This window comes from Bartonella sp. SD1336NMGDW, assembly GCF_042193565.1.
GTDB classification, from domain to species: Bacteria; Pseudomonadota; Alphaproteobacteria; order Rhizobiales; family Rhizobiaceae; genus Bartonella; species Bartonella grahamii.
Genome location: NZ_JBHILW010000002.1, coordinates 18,905 through 34,152 on the forward strand (window position 1 = coordinate 18,905; position 15,248 = coordinate 34,152).

Annotated in this window: 13 protein-coding genes; 3 read left to right on the forward strand and 10 right to left on the reverse strand. The window is 38.8% G+C overall.

Annotated elements, in window-relative coordinates; all coding sequences use genetic code 11:
* Positions 1-2,268 (reverse strand): ATP-binding protein, encoded by a 2,268-nt coding sequence (locus ACFIKH_RS02010; protein ID WP_375625950.1) that lies wholly within the window; start codon positions 2,266-2,268, stop codon positions 1-3.
* Between the two features lie 173 nt (positions 2,269-2,441).
* Here ACFIKH_RS02010 and rirA point away from each other — a divergent pair, with 173 nt between their 5' ends.
* From rirA to ACFIKH_RS02025, 3 genes are read left to right on the forward strand one after another with little or no spacing between them, the layout of a single operon-like run.
* Positions 2,442-2,885, forward strand: coding sequence for an iron-responsive transcriptional regulator RirA (rirA, locus tag ACFIKH_RS02015; protein ID WP_273788340.1), 444 nt, complete (start codon positions 2,442-2,444; stop codon positions 2,883-2,885).
* A gap of 24 nt (positions 2,886-2,909) precedes the next feature.
* On the forward strand, positions 2,910-4,100 hold the full coding sequence (locus tag ACFIKH_RS02020) for a bifunctional 2-C-methyl-D-erythritol 4-phosphate cytidylyltransferase/2-C-methyl-D-erythritol 2,4-cyclodiphosphate synthase (RefSeq protein WP_375651615.1): 1,191 nt from the start codon (positions 2,910-2,912) through the stop codon (positions 4,098-4,100).
* Positions 4,097-4,585, forward strand: a complete 489-nt coding sequence (locus tag ACFIKH_RS02025) for a CinA family protein (RefSeq protein ID WP_375624974.1) — start codon at positions 4,097-4,099, stop codon at positions 4,583-4,585. Before ACFIKH_RS02020 ends, ACFIKH_RS02025 begins: the two co-directional genes overlap by 4 nt.
* Before the next feature lie 540 nt (positions 4,586-5,125).
* Here ACFIKH_RS02025 and ACFIKH_RS02030 read toward each other — a convergent pair.
* The 9 genes from ACFIKH_RS02030 to eno all read right to left on the reverse strand — a co-directional run bounded on the left by ACFIKH_RS02030 (position 5,126) and on the right by eno (position 15,225).
* On the reverse strand, positions 5,126-5,587 hold the full coding sequence (locus tag ACFIKH_RS02030) for a type II toxin-antitoxin system RatA family toxin (protein WP_273788342.1): 462 nt from the start codon (positions 5,585-5,587) through the stop codon (positions 5,126-5,128).
* Between the two features lie 2 nt (positions 5,588-5,589).
* Entirely contained in the window at positions 5,590-6,552 is a 963-nt protein-coding gene (lipA, locus tag ACFIKH_RS02035) for a lipoyl synthase (RefSeq protein ID WP_273723360.1), read from the reverse strand.
* 67 nt (positions 6,553-6,619) lie between these two features.
* Positions 6,620-8,080, reverse strand: a complete 1,461-nt coding sequence (gene lpdA / locus ACFIKH_RS02040) for a dihydrolipoyl dehydrogenase (RefSeq protein ID WP_375625945.1) — start codon at positions 8,078-8,080, stop codon at positions 6,620-6,622.
* A gap of 220 nt (positions 8,081-8,300) precedes the next feature.
* Positions 8,301-9,644 carry a pyruvate dehydrogenase complex dihydrolipoamide acetyltransferase gene (locus ACFIKH_RS02045; RefSeq protein ID WP_375670882.1) on the reverse strand — a complete coding sequence of 448 codons (1,344 nt, stop codon included), beginning with the start codon at positions 9,642-9,644 and terminating at the stop codon, positions 8,301-8,303.
* Positions 9,645-9,658: 14 nt separating this feature from the next.
* The gene (locus ACFIKH_RS02050) at positions 9,659-11,026 is read right to left on the reverse strand and encodes a pyruvate dehydrogenase complex E1 component subunit beta (RefSeq protein ID WP_375651537.1); all 1,368 of its coding nucleotides are present in this window, start codon (positions 11,024-11,026) and stop codon (positions 9,659-9,661) included.
* A gap of 16 nt (positions 11,027-11,042) precedes the next feature.
* Positions 11,043-12,083 carry a pyruvate dehydrogenase (acetyl-transferring) E1 component subunit alpha gene (gene pdhA, locus ACFIKH_RS02055; RefSeq protein WP_273788346.1) on the reverse strand — a complete coding sequence of 347 codons (1,041 nt, stop codon included), beginning with the start codon at positions 12,081-12,083 and terminating at the stop codon, positions 11,043-11,045.
* Positions 12,084-12,218: 135 nt separating this feature from the next.
* On the reverse strand, positions 12,219-12,530 hold the full coding sequence (locus ACFIKH_RS02060) for a septum formation initiator family protein (protein ID WP_012754998.1): 312 nt from the start codon (positions 12,528-12,530) through the stop codon (positions 12,219-12,221).
* Between the two features lie 904 nt (positions 12,531-13,434).
* The gene (locus tag ACFIKH_RS02065) at positions 13,435-13,842 is read right to left on the reverse strand and encodes a TM2 domain-containing protein (RefSeq protein WP_375625937.1); all 408 of its coding nucleotides are present in this window, start codon (positions 13,840-13,842) and stop codon (positions 13,435-13,437) included.
* A 111-nt stretch (positions 13,843-13,953) separates the two neighbouring features.
* Positions 13,954-15,225 carry a phosphopyruvate hydratase gene (gene eno, locus ACFIKH_RS02070; protein ID WP_375625935.1) on the reverse strand — a complete coding sequence of 424 codons (1,272 nt, stop codon included), beginning with the start codon at positions 15,223-15,225 and terminating at the stop codon, positions 13,954-13,956.
* Between the last annotated feature and the right edge of the window lie 23 nt (positions 15,226-15,248).

The following is a 15,248-nucleotide window of genomic DNA, read 5'->3' on the forward strand; positions in this document are numbered from 1 at the left end:
CTATTCCCCTATCTTATGATTTATGGCTTGTATAATACTACCCTGCTTACCCCCATCCGCCGGAAATATCAAACGGATCATCGCACCACGACCTTCATAAAAACTCTCCGGTGCATCATGAAGCTCCATGGAACCACCGTGATCTTCAATAACTTTGCGCACAATGGCTAACCCGAGCCCTGTTCCTTTTTCCCGCGTTGTTATATAGGGCTCTAATAACTTTTGTCTTTGCTCTTTAGGAAGTCCTTTCCCATTATCAACAACATCCACAACCACCCATTCCTCTTGACGATAAGAACGGACAAGAATATGACCGTGAATATTTTCCTCTCGCACAACTGAATCTATGGATTCGCTCGCGTTTTTGATAACATTGCAAAAAGCTTGTACAATGAGACGGTTATCAAATGCACCCATAAGTGGTAGACTTCCTAAATCTTGCTCAAAATGAATATCATGTCGTGTCACTTCTATCAAGAAACATGCTTCGCGCAACAATTCTCGTATATCTAAAATATGCATTTGTGGTTTGGGCATACGTGCAAAAGAGGAAAACTCATCAACCATACGCCCAATATCTCCAACCTGTCGAATAATTGTCTCAATACACCGCTCAAAGACCTCTCTATCTTGTGTAATAACTTTGTTATAACGTTTACGAATGCGTTCGGCGGATAACTGAATGGGTGTGAGGGGATTTTTTATTTCGTGTGCAATACGCCGTGCAATATCCGCCCACGCCGCTGTACGTTGCGCTGCAACAAGGTCTGTAATATCATCAATTGTTAGAACCCAAGATTGCCCCTGTCCATCATCCTCTTCCATCGTAACTTGGACATTACAGACACGCTCTTTTCCTGCAACGTTTAAAGTAACCTGCTCACGATGATTTTTACGATCCAATGAACGTGCAAACTGAAAAACCTGCCAAATTTCAGCACTTAAAGATAAAAGACTTTGTCCAACAACGTGTTCAGAGCGAATATCAAACATCGCTTCAATAGATCGATTAATAATTGTAATATCACCATTATCATCTATACCAGCTACTCCTGCTGTTACACCCGATAACACTGCTTCAGAAAAACGCCTTCTCTCATCAATTTGATCACGCACTGCAATCAACTCATTGCGCCGACTTTTCAATTCACTAACCATGTAATTAAAAGTTTTGGATAATTGCCCAATATCCCCATCTTTTGCTCGTACTGGCACAAAAATTTCCATATTTCCAGTAGCAACATCATCAGCTGCACTAATGAGAAGACGAATAGGACGTACTAAGCGATCAGCGACAGCAATAGCGGCCCAAATAGCTGATAAGAATAAACTAAAAAAAAGACATAAATAAAGCATACCAAATGCAATTTGCGTCAGCAGGCGATTTTCATTTAAATCACGATAACGATCTGTATTGACTTCTGTCAAACGCAAAGCAGATAAAACACCTTTATCAACGTCACGCACCAAATATAGAAATGTGTTTGGAATGTTGGTAAATTTTAAAATAATACCAAAATAATCATGCACGCCTGGTTGAAAAGAAAAAGGCCTCGCACTGGTTGCACGTTCAATAAGATTGGAAGGAGGAATTGGCAGTTTATCTTCATCACCAAGAGCACTCGATATAAAAATAGCTCCGCTAGAACTTAACAAAAATGCGCCACGCAAATTGCGTCCTATAGCATGGCGCGTCAATTGCATCCTATATTCAGCTGGATTACGTTCTAAGAGTTTTTTGTTATCAAGTGCAAATGCCATCGCGTAGGATAAATTTTTTAAATTTTGAAGCATTTCATCTGCATAAGCATTTGCTAAATCAATAGAAGAGCCCACAATTTGCCGCGTTGTTGTATCAAACCATCGATCAAGTCCCAAATTTAGTGCTGGACCCGATACAAGAGCTACAGCAACAGCTGGCATTGTTGCAACAAGTGCAAACAATGAAATAAGGCGCACATGAAGACGCGACCCTGCACGCCTTGAACGCCAAGCACGAATGATCGGAATCATCTCATAAAAAACGATGACAATAAGCCCTAAAACCCAAAAACTATTAATCCCTATAAGAATAAGAGTTACTGTTCTACTGGGAACAACAGGGGTTAATCCAATAAGAATAATAAATGAAACAGAGGCCGTAAGTAAAGCCAATACAATAATTGTAATCCCTAAAAAAATATATACCTTACTTAAACGATACAACTCATCGTTATAAGTATTTTTATCTATGTCTTGAAGATTCGTCACAGATGTTATATTCGTCATGAGCTTACATACCCTTATCCCATTATTCTCATATAACCTTTTGTAGCAAAAATTGACAATACTAATACTACATTTAAAATAGAGCAAATATAGTCAACGAGAAAGAACTTCTACATTTTGCAAAATATCTTTAAAATAAACTGTGTTCGACGATACTTTACGAAGGAAATGAGATGCGATTAACAAAACAAACAAATTATGCTCTTCGAATGCTCATGTATTGTGCAGATAATCAGGGAACTCTCAGTCGTGTTCCAGAAATTGCTAAAGCATATGCCGTTTCAGAACTTTTTTTATTTAAAATCCTTCAGCTGCTTGTTCAAGCAGGTTTTATACAAACAGTGCGTGGACGCAATGGTGGAGTTAGATTGGCGAAACCCGCAGCAGAGATTTCAGTCGCTGATGTTGTGAAAGTAACAGAAGATAACTTTTCCCTAGCAGAATGTTTCGATACTGCAGAACCAACTTGCCCCTTGATCGATTTTTGTGGTTTAAATACCGCACTTCAAAAAGCATTAAATGCTTTTTTTGAGGTGTTATCCGTGATATCCCTTGCTGATCTACAACAACCATCCTTTCAAAATCATTTTAAAATTAATGACAAAAAGGCAAACTAAGATTATAATACAAGGAGATTAGGTATTTCTATTGCAGCAATAATATTAGCCGCTGGACGTGGTGAAAGAGCAGGATCTCCCCATGAAATTCCAAAACAATATCGGCTTCTAGGACAAAAGCCGATTATTTATCATACCGTGCATTGTTTTTTGCAGCATCCATCTATCACAACAATTATCCTTGTTATTCATCCAGAAGATCGTCAAATCTGTGAACAAGCTATTGGTGATTTTAAAGAGCGCCTTATTATCGTTGAAGGAGGCAATACACGTCAAATCTCTACCTTAAATGGACTTCAGGCACTCAAAAAATTCAATCTCCAATATGTGCATATTCATGATGGTGCACGCCCCTTTATCGAAAACAAGCTTCTTGATAACATTCACAATACAATCACCCCTCAAGAAGGTGTTCTTCCTGTTCTTCCCATCTCTGATACCCTTAAACGTGTAAATAATCAGCATGTTTTAGAAACAATTCCCCGTACCCATCTTTATAGTGCACAAACTCCACAGTGTTTTCCCTTTGAACATATCTTAGCGGCCCATAAGCAAGCAAAACAAGCTTGCAAAAAAGAATTCACTGACGATTCTGCGATTGCCGAATGGTTTGGAATTCCTATGCGTATCGTTCCTGGGGATCCTAACAACATAAAAATTACATGGCATGAAGATTTTAATACCGCACATTTATATCTCCAAAAGAAAATGCAAATGTTTCCTGATATCCGCACCGGCAATGGTTATGATGTTCACTCTTTCGAGGAAGGTGACTTTCTTATTTTATGTGGTATAAAAATCCCTTTTCATAAAAAATTAAATGGACACTCCGATGCAGATGTTGCTCTTCACGCGCTAACAGATGCCCTGCTCGCTACGCGAGGTGCTGGAGATATTGGCACACATTTCCCTCCCTCTGATCCCCAATGGAAAAATGCATCATCAGAAATTTTTCTCCGTCATGCTCTTGATATTCTAAAACAAGCAGGTGGTCGTATCGCCAATGTTGATATCACAATTATCGCTGAAAATCCTAAAATTGGTCCCTATCGTCATGCCATGACAGAAAATCTTATGACAATACTTTCAATGACACCTGATCGAATCTCTATCAAAGCAACAACAAATGAAAGGCTTGGATTTATTGGTCGTGGTGAAGGAATTGCTGCTCTTGCAACAGCGAGCGTTCTTTATTCAGGAGAACTTCCCCAATGACATATCTTTGTGAAAAACAAGCACATGAAGTCCTTAATATCTTTCGCCAAAAAGGTTTGCTGTTAACAACTGTAGAGTCTTGTACAGGAGGACTCATTGCTGCAAGCCTCACAAATATTGCAGGCTCGTCAGATGTTCTCGATTGTGGATTTGTTGTTTATTCAAATGAATCTAAAACACGCCTTGTTGGCGTTTGTGCTGAACTTATAAAAACCTATGGCGCCGTTTCAAAAGAAGTTGCTCTTGCAATGGCTGAGGGTGGATTAAAACATTCACAAGCTGACATTGCAGTCTCTGTAACAGGAATTGCTGGTCCAGGAGGAGAAAGTCTTGATAAACCTGTAGGACTTGTGCATTGCGCAGTTGCTTACAAAAATCATAAAACTCTGCACAAAGAAATGCACTTTGGTCATCTTAACCGCAATGCTATCCGCCATGCAACTGTTGAAAATGTTTTTAAAATGATTCTGGAATTGCTTCACTGAATTCCCCATACTAATTTCAAAGCTCTCTATTCCACATTGAGTCTATAATCGTCAACATCTTGAAAAAATGATTTATTGCACCACAACTTTCAGTTGAATTAATCAAATTTATTCACTTGCACGCCACAAGAAAAAAACTGTATAAATAAAATGATTGAAGAAAAGGATACTTGTACCTCTCTCAAATGCTAAGAGCTCGCGCAACATCTCGAGAGATGGCAAATAAATGGTGCAGGCTGACTTCTTCATAAGTATAAAGATGTTGATTTATATACTTTTACGAGTATCTATACTATTTATTATGAAATGGGTATGACGCAAGCATGTCCTATTTGGGCGTTTTGTTTGGATATGCCTCTATTAAAAAAGAGAAACAAAAGCGTGAAGCTGTGCATCATCTTCATCATTTAAAATGATATTCCTTTAATATGCTTTTCAAAGCTGAAAAAGATGAATTAAAACAAATAGTAAAGATGGAAACCAGTTTTCACCTTCACGCCGTTATAAGCAATACGTATTGTTAAAAAATAACAGAATAGACTATGTTATCGTAGAGCCATAAATCTGATGCGCACGCTTCTCAAAAGCGTCGGTGAATTTACGAAACGCAATATCAAACATTGAGCCCATCACTAATCCAAGCGTTTTACTTTTAAATTCATAATCAATAAAAAACTCTACATTACATGCATTGGTATTTTCAATATCATGAAAGGACCAACGATTTTCAAGATATTTGAATGGACCATCAATATATTTAACTTCTATAAGATTTTTTTCCGGCTGAAGAAATACTTGAGTCGTAAAAGTTTCACGGATAATCTTATAGCCAACGGTCATATCCGCAAGAAGCAACATTTTTTTCCCATACTCTTTTCGAGAACGTACTATTAAAGACTCACACATTGGTAAAAATTCAGGATAACGCTCAATATCTGAAACCAGCTCAAACATTTCACTGGCACTATGGGTGATCTGCCGATGTATTGTAAAAATCGGCATAATTATCTCTGTAAGGAAAATTTTTCATCACGCGCTTTTTGCAAAATAGCAAAATCATCTCCAGCATGATGAGATGAACGTGTCAGAGGATTGGAGGCCATATGTAAAAATCCTTTTACTTTACCAATCTTGGCAAAAGACTCAAATTCTTCAGGAGGCACAAAACGAACAACTGGATGATGTTTTCGTGTAGGCTGCAAATATTGTCCAATCGTCATAAAGTCAACATCAGCAGAGCGCAAATCATCCATCAATTGCAAAATTTCATTTCGCTCCTCCCCAAGACCAACCATAATTCCCGATTTTGTAAAAATTGTTGGATCAAGTTCTTTAACGCGTTGTAATAAACGAATTGAATGAAAATAACGTGCCCCTGGACGAACCTTCAAATATTTAGAAGGAACTGTTTCTAAGTTATGATTAAAAACATCAGGCTTAGCAGCAACAACAACTTCTAAAGCGCCATCCTTATGACGAAAATCAGGTGTCAGAACTTCAATTGTTGTTTTAGGAGTTTTTTGACGAATCGCATAAATAACTTTTGCAAAATGCTCAGCACCACCATCAGCAAGATCATCACGATCAACAGATGTAATGACAACATGTTTTAATTCCATCCGTGCAACAGCATCGGCTACACGTTCTGGCTCATTATCATCAACGGCAAGTGGAATACCTGTTGCAACGTTACAAAAAGCACAAGCACGCGTACATATTTCACCTAAAATCATAAAGCTAGCATGCCGCTGGCTCCAACATTCGCCAATATTAGGGCAACCAGCTTCTTCACATACAGTCACTAACTTATGCGTACGTACAATACCATGTGTTTCCTTATAAATTGGCGATGTTGGCGCTTTTACACGAATCCAATCTGGCTTTTTTTGAACGCTTGTATCAGGACGATGTGCCTTTTCAGGATGACGCAAACGTCTATTTGTAACTCTATCAACAACCGTAACCATTTAAGCCTTTGCCTTATAAATACGAAGTAACAATCAAAAATATAAAATCTTTCATACAATCCAGTCATCAAGCGTTTAAAACTTGACCATAAGCATCCAATACACTTTCTTTCATCATTTCCGATAAAGTCGGATGTGGAAAGACAGTATGCATTAATTCTTCTTCTGTTGTTTCAAGATTCATAGCAATAACAAAACCCTGTATCAATTCTGTTACCTCAGCCCCTACCATATGGGCCCCAAGAAGCTGTCCTGTTTTTTTATCAAAAATTGTTTTTACTAACCCCTGATCTTCACCCAAAGCAATCGCCTTGCCATTCGCAGCAAAAGAATAACGACCAATACGTATATCATAACCTGCTTCTTTTGCTGTAGCTTCTGAAAGCCCTACAGAGGCAACCTGTGGTGTACAATATGTACACCCTGGAATTTTTCTTTTATCAAGCGGATGAGCATTCTTTAAACCTGCAAGATGCTCAATACATATCACACCTTCTTCTTCTGCTTTATGTGCCAACATAGGAGGACCTGCTACATCACCAATAGCATAAATGCCTTCCACCCCCGTCCAACTCCATTCATCGGTTACAATGCACCCGCGATCGGTTTTTATTCCCAAAGCTTCTAAACCAAGATTCTCAATATTACCTTGCACCCCAACAGCCGAAATCAACCGGTCAACAGTCATTGACTCTATTTTACCTTGAACATCAATATGTACAGTCACAGAATCAGAAGATTTTTCAACCTTTGTTACTTTTGCTTGACGAAGAATGCGTAAACCTTTTTTCTCTAACTGTTTACAAGCAAACGTTGAAATTTCAATATCTTCAGCAGGCATGATGTGGGGCATCATTTCAACAACAGTTACTGTCGCCCCCATATCACAATAAAAAGAGGCAAATTCAATGCCAATAGCCCCAGACCCTATAACCAAAAGCGATTTTGGCATTGCTGGCGGTATCATAGCTTCAAAATAAGTCCAAATGAGTTTTCCATCTGGCTCAATACCAGGAAGGACACGAGGACGTGCACCCGTTGCAATAATGATATGCTTTGCTTGATATGTTCCCTCCCCTAACGTCCCTTTAGGGACTGGATTTTGCGGTTGCATAATCGGTTTGGAGGATGAAGAAACCATAATTTCCGCAGGATGGCTTCTCTTCGCTTCTTTAGTAAGCTTTGCTTCACCCCAGATAATATCAATTTTGTTTTTTTTCATTAAAAAATCAACACCAGCATTTAAACGTGCTGAAACACCGCGTGAACGTGCCACAACATCTTTGATGTTTGCCTCAATTGAACCATTAATTTTTAGTCCATAATTTTTTGCATGTTCAGCAAAATGTTTCATTTCCGCTGAACGTAGAAGGGCCTTTGTTGGAATACACCCCCAATTTAAACAGATCCCTCCCAAATGTTCACGTTCAACAATCGCAGTCTTAAAACCACATTGTGCTGCACGAATTGCGGTTACATATCCGCCTGGACCTGATCCAATCACAATTACATCATAAAGATTTGCCACAGTAATTCCTCCATGGATATATATAAAACGGATATGCATTTTTTGAACTTAAAACTGCAAAACAACATCACAGAATTATCTTATGTCTTTTTCTTTAAGCTTCACGTAAATGCTTTACCCAAACTAGAAATAGCAATAACATTGCTCTTCAAACTCTTAAATTTGTTTTTATTCTCTTAACACACTCTCTCACAATTTACGTGAAGAACTGTTAAACAGTTCAAACCAACATTGCTAATGGATTTTCAATCATCTTCTTAAAAGCCCGCGCGAGCTCTGCGGCTAAAGCACCATCGACAGCACGATGATCCGCAGAAATTGTAACTGACATAACTGTCGCAACAACTAATGCACCATTTTTAACAACGGCGCGTTCTTCCCCTGCACCAATCGCAAAAATCGTCGCATGCGGTGGATTAAGGATAGCCAAAAAACTTTTTATACCATACATCCCCATATTTGATACAGCTGTTGTTCCACCCTGATATTCTTCCATTTTTAACTTGCCCTCACGCGCACGCTTTGCAAAATCCTTCATCTCTTTGGAAATAAGTGATAACGGCTTTTCCTCTGCATGGCGAATAATCGGCGTAATTAATCCATTGGGAATAGAAACAGCAACCCCAACATCACAATGTTTATGATGAAGCATTCCGCCTTCAAGCCAAGAGACATTCGCATCAGGAACAGCTTTCAAAGACAGTGCGACAGCTTTGATCACCATATCATTAACAGAAAGCTTATAAGTAGGCTGAGTTTCTTCCTGCCCCTTAATCATTGGTGCAGCAGCATTCAGTTGTGTACGCAGTGCTAACAGCGCATCAAGTTCACAATCTACCGTTACATAGAAATGTGGAACTCTCTGTTTTGATTCCATCAAACGTGTTGCGATTGTTTTACGCATATTATTATGGGGTGCGAAGGTATATTCATCCTCTTTAAAGAGTTTCAGTATCTGTTTGTCAGAAGCACCTGTAGCTACTAGCTCCCCTATTTGTGATGAATAAGACACTTTAGAAATATCACTACTCACAGCTTTTTCTACATCGCGCTTGATAATACGCCCATGCGGACCACTTCCAGAAATAAGGGATAAATCAAGGCCTTCCTGAGATGCTAATCGCCGCGCTAAGGGAGAGGCAAAAAGACGCGCTACCTTTTTATCTTGCTGTATTAATTGCTGAGCTGATGATTCATGAGACATTTTTGTACCCTTTGAGTCCGTCTGTTTCAGAGTATCTGTCTGTTTTACGCCCTCTGGTTCTTGTTTTGTAGAAGAAGAGATTTCTTCTGAAACTTTTGCCGCTTCAGCTAAATCTTCACCTTCTTCTGCTAAAACAACAATTAAAGCATTTACTTTAACGCCTTGTGTTCCAGCAGGAACAACAATTTTGGCAACCCTACCTTCATCAACGGCTTCGACTTCCATTGTCGCTTTATCCGTCTCAATTTCAGCAATAACATCACCGGAGGAAACCTTATCTCCCTCCTTAATATTCCATTTTGTTAAATTTCCCTCTTCCATCGTAGGGGAAAGTGCTGGCATTGTAATTTTAATGGGCATTATGCTTTCCTCCGTTATGCTCTGTATGTCACAGCCTTAACGGCCTCAATAATCTCAGCAGTATTAGGCAAAGCCAACTTCTCAAGATTAGCAGCATAAGGCATCGGAACATCTTTACCAGAAATCGTAGCAATTGGCGCATCAAGATAATCAAAAGCCTGCTGCATAACACGCGTTGCTATTTCAGTTCCCACGGATGACTGAGGAAATCCCTCTTCAATCGTTACCAAACGACCTGTTTTTTTAACTGAAGAAAGAATTGTTGGAAGATCCATCGGGCGAATGGTTCGTAAATCAATCAATTCAACATCGATACCAAATTGTTCAATTTCCGGCAACGCTTGAACGGCATAATGCATTCCAATTCCACACGCGACAATCGTCACATCTTGTCCAGACTTATGAATACGCGCCTTACCAATAGGCAAAACAAAATCATCCAATTGAGGGACATCAAATTGATGCCCATACAAAATCTCATTTTCAAGAAAAATAATAGGATTATCATCACGAATAGCAGCTTTCAGCAAACCTTTTGCATCTGCAGCACTATAAGGCATGACAACTTTCAGACCTGGTACATGACTATACCATGCAGCATAGCATTGAGAATGTTGAGCACCAACACGGGCAGCCGCGCCATTGGGACCCCTAAAAACCATAGGAGCGGTCATTTGTCCACCAGACATATAACGTGTTTTGGCTGCTGAGTTAATAATTTGGTCCATCGCCTGCATCGCAAAATTAAATGTCATAAACTCGACAATAGGACGTAACCCTCCAAAAGCAGCCCCGACAGCCAGCCCAGCAAAGCCGTGCTCTGTAATTGGGGTATCAATAACTCGGCGTTCTCCGAATTCTTCCAACAAACCTTGACTAACCTTATAGGCACCTTGATATTGCGCGACCTCTTCCCCCATGAGAAAAACTTTTTCATCACGCCGCATTTCTTCAGCCAAAGCCTGATTAAGCGCTTCACGAACTGTCATTGTAACCATTTGTGTTCCCGCTGGAATATCAAAATTAGGAGATGTATCAAAAGTAGAAGCAGACTGCGGAACTGACGATGCCAGAGAAAGAGGAGATTCCTTAGTTTTTTTTGCTGTATCAGTAGGTTGCGAAATATCCTCAGCACGCTCACCTTCTTCTAACAAAATCGCAATAACAGTATTAACCTTTACGCCTTCAGAACCTTCAGGCACAAAAATTTTACCAAGAGTACCTTCATCAACGGCCTCTACTTCCATTGTAGCCTTATCCGTTTCAATTTCAGCAATAACATCGCCAGAGCTAACCTTATCACCTTCTCTCTTGAGCCATTTAGACAGTTTACCTTCTTCCATAGTTGGTGAAAGCGCCGGCATCAAAATATCAATAGACATACTTGCTTCCCTCGCATCAAACTAAAATATCAGTATAGAGCTCAGAAGCATCTGGCTCTTGATCACTTTGTGCAAAATCTGCCGCATCAGCAACAATTGCACGAACCTCTTTCTCAATAGATTTTAAATCATCTTCGTTCGCCCAATTTTTTTTAAGAATCCGACTTTTTACTTGATCAATCGGATCGTGCTCCTCTTTTATTTTTTGGACTTCTTCCTTTGAACGATATTTTGCTGGATCAGACATGGAATGACCACGATAGCGATAGGTCTGCATATCAAGAATGATCGGTCCTTTACCTGAGCGTGCCCAAGAAATCGCTTCATCAGCAGCTCCTTTTACTGATCGAACATCCATACCGTCAACAACAATACCTGGAATTTCAAAAGAAAGACCACGTCGGGAAAAATCAGTTTCTGCAGATGCACGTGAAACTGACGTTCCCATAGCATACTGATTATTTTCAATAATATAAACAACAGGAAGCTTCCAAAGTGAAGCCATATTAAAACTTTCGTAAACCTGCCCCTGATTTGCGGCACCATCACCAAAATAAACCAATGTCACATTATCTTTACCAAGGTACTGATTCGAAAATGCCAAACCTGAACCAATTGGAACCTGCGCACCAACAATACCATGTCCTCCATAAAAGTTCTTTTCTTTAGAGAACATATGCATCGAGCCACCTTTCCCTTTGGAAAAGCCACCTTGACGTCCCGTTAATTCTGCCATGACACCACGTGGGCTCATCCCAACGGCTAACATATGACCATGATCACGGTAAGACGTAATAACCTGATCACCTTCTTTTGCCGCTTTCAATGTTCCTATAACAACGGCTTCCTGACCAATATAAAGGTGACAAAATCCCCCAATAAGCCCCATACCATAAAGTTGTCCTGCTTTTTCTTCAAAACGGCGAATTAAAAGCATTTCACGATAAGCATCAATTTCTTCTTCTTTTGTAAAGTCTGCTATTGGTGCTTTCTTTGTGGTGCTTGATAATGCAGTGCGCGCCACCGACGCAGAATTTTTTTTAAGTCGTTCTGCCATATTAAACTCCCTTTTATGATTATTTAGGAATAACCTTTACGAACAAAAGTTACAAGCCTTATCAATCGGCTTAAACAATATCATTGCTGATTGTTGTTTAAAGTAAGCGATTTTTCATTTACCTTTGGTGTCATTTCAAGGTATTAAGATTGTCAGTTCATTTGGCTTAGAAAAGTTCAAATTCTTTCGGACATACTCATCCAGCATATCTTTTTCTATATGTCCATTGCGTAAAAGAGAAATACGCTTTTCCATGAATATCCGCTCAGCTTCTATTTTATGAAGCTCCTTTTCTAATTCGCTAATATGCTGATTAACTTCACTGCGTGAATACAATCCATACTCACCATGATAAATGTGATAACTGAAATAGCTTAAGACTCCCACCGTCATAAGAGGTAGTACAAAGCGCACTTTGATTGATCGACGTTTCTGCTTTGTCCACATAAAATAGCACAGTCTTTACAGCACAAATTTTTTAATATTTTGCCCAACTATGCACGATTTTGATTAATACCTCATTACCAAATCTATACACTCAAACAATTTGTTATTTTCAATTTACCCTCATCTTTGTCCCTAAAATTTCCTGTTAAATAAATATAAAATCAATCAATGCCCAAAGTATAGTTGTCAAAAACCCGATCCCCAGAAATAGTAGACCTATTACACTTAATAAGAAGCATTATAAGGCCCGATACAATTTTACCAACCATAAATTGATGAATCCCCAATGCACAAAAAAACAAGTAAACGATCGCTAGCATCACATTTAATTTTTGTGACTGACCTTCAACCGAGATAGGAAAAATAGATTTAATGGTATCCCTTCACAGACAAAATCAATGGTATCCCCTACCTTTGGTGTTTTTACCCTAAAAAATCTTCAGGCAAAAATTGATAACGCTTATCATCATCTCCAAAAACGAGATAAACCCTTTGATCTTGACCAATAATCGTACCTTTCATCTTTAACACCTATAAAGCTGCTCCTCATGTGTTATTCATAAAGAGATTATTTCTTTTTATAATATGTTGATTAACCTCACGGTGTAAATAAAATTTGTAGCAGCCGTGATAAACGTGAAATTAAAATAGTTTTGAGCTCCCCAATGAGCTAATGTTTTCTGCTGCTATAAGCAGCAATACAAAACACACCTTAGTGGATTTACGCCGTTGTTTTACCCACATAAAATAGCACAGTCTTTTTCAATACTTTTATTCAACTGTGCATATTTCTCTTAATATCTCACATTAAAGAAATAGAGTACAATAATCTTGCATTATGCAACTCAATATATTGATCGAAATAAAAAGTAAACTTAATTATTTTCTTTTTATTATAAAATTTTTACAAATCTGTAATCTGATTCCCATCTTTATCCGTAAATCTTCCAGCAACAATGACTATAAAATCAACAATTGCCCAAATACCGGTAATTATCAATCCAAACAATGATAAAGATAGAACCAGCATTAAAGCACCAGTCCGAACTTTACCAACCATAAAGCGATGAACACCAAAGATACCTGCAACCCAACAAAGCAGTGCGAACATTATCTTTGTGTTCTCTGTACCTGGTCTCAACAATGGGAAAACAGAACTGACAACACCTCCTTCACAGACAAAATCAACAGCATTACCAATCCTTGGTGGATTCTTTCCCAACCAATCCCAAGTCGCAAACTGATAACGTTTACCATCATCACCCGAAACGAGATAATTTCCTTGGTCTTGACTAATAATTATACCTCTCATATTAATCCCTATAAATTTAAACACTTAAAAATTATTGCGTATATGCCTTTGATAAAAAATCTCAATTTCATAGTCTAAATAATATCATACTCTCACACTCTTTGCTCGCAACTATACACGATATAAATCACCAGCATAACGCGCTTGGGCTCCTAGCATTTCTTCAATACGAATAAGTTGATTGTATTTTGCTAATCTATCCGAACGCGCAAGAGAACCTGTTTTAATTTGTCCACAATTCGTTGCAACCGCAAGATCTGCAATGAAAGAATCCTCTGTTTCGCCTGAACGATGAGATATAATGGCACGATAACCTGCTTTATGTGCTACTTCTACAGCATCAAGTGTTTCACTCAATGTACCAATTTGATTAACTTTTATGAGAATAGAATTGCCTACCCCCATTTTAATACCATCACGCAAACGTGCTGAATTCGTTACAAACAAATCATCGCCAACAAGCTGACATTTTTCTCCAATTGTGTCAGTGAGTAACTTCCAACCTTCCCAATCATCCTCTGCCATTCCATCTTCAATTGTAATAATAGGATAATTTTTCACAAGCTGCGCTAAATAATCTACCTGCTCTTGGATGTCACGGCATTTGCCCTCACCTTTATAAAAATACGAACCATTTTTATAAAATTCGGTTGAAGCACAGTCTAAACCAATGGCAATTTGTTCACCTGGTTTATAGCCACATATCATGATAGATTCCATAATAAAATCAATAGCTTGATCAGCACTTTTAAATTGAGGTGCAAAACCACCTTCATCACCAACATTGGTATTATAACCCGCATCTTTTAAACGCGTTTTCAATGCATGGAAAATCTCAGCGCCATAACGGATAGCTTCTCTTACAGTAGGAGCTCCTATAGGAATAATCATAAACTCTTGAAAATCAATCAAATTATCAGCATGAACGCCACCATTAATAATATTCATCATGGGGGTTGGAAGAATATGCGCTTGTGTACCACCAATATAACGATACAAAGGTAAATTTAATGAATCCGCAGCTGCTTTTGCAACAGCTAATGAAACACCAAGAAGTGCATTGGCACCAAGACGGGCTTTGTTTGGCGTTCCATCCAAAGCAATCATTGCTTGATCAATAGCAATTTGATTTGTTGCATCCCGCCCACCAAGTTCTTCAAGAATTTCGCCATTAACTGCAGCAACCGCTTTTTCAACACCTTTCCCTTGATAGCGCAAACCACCATCACGAAGCTCTATAGCCTCGTGTGCTCCTGTTGAAGCTCCCGATGGAACCAGAGCGCGACCAAAAGCTCCATTCTCCAAACGAACATCAACTTCTACCGTTGGATTACCACGGCTATCAAGAACTTCACGTCCAATGATATCGACAATTATAGTCATATGTGTTTCCTTATCCAATAAAA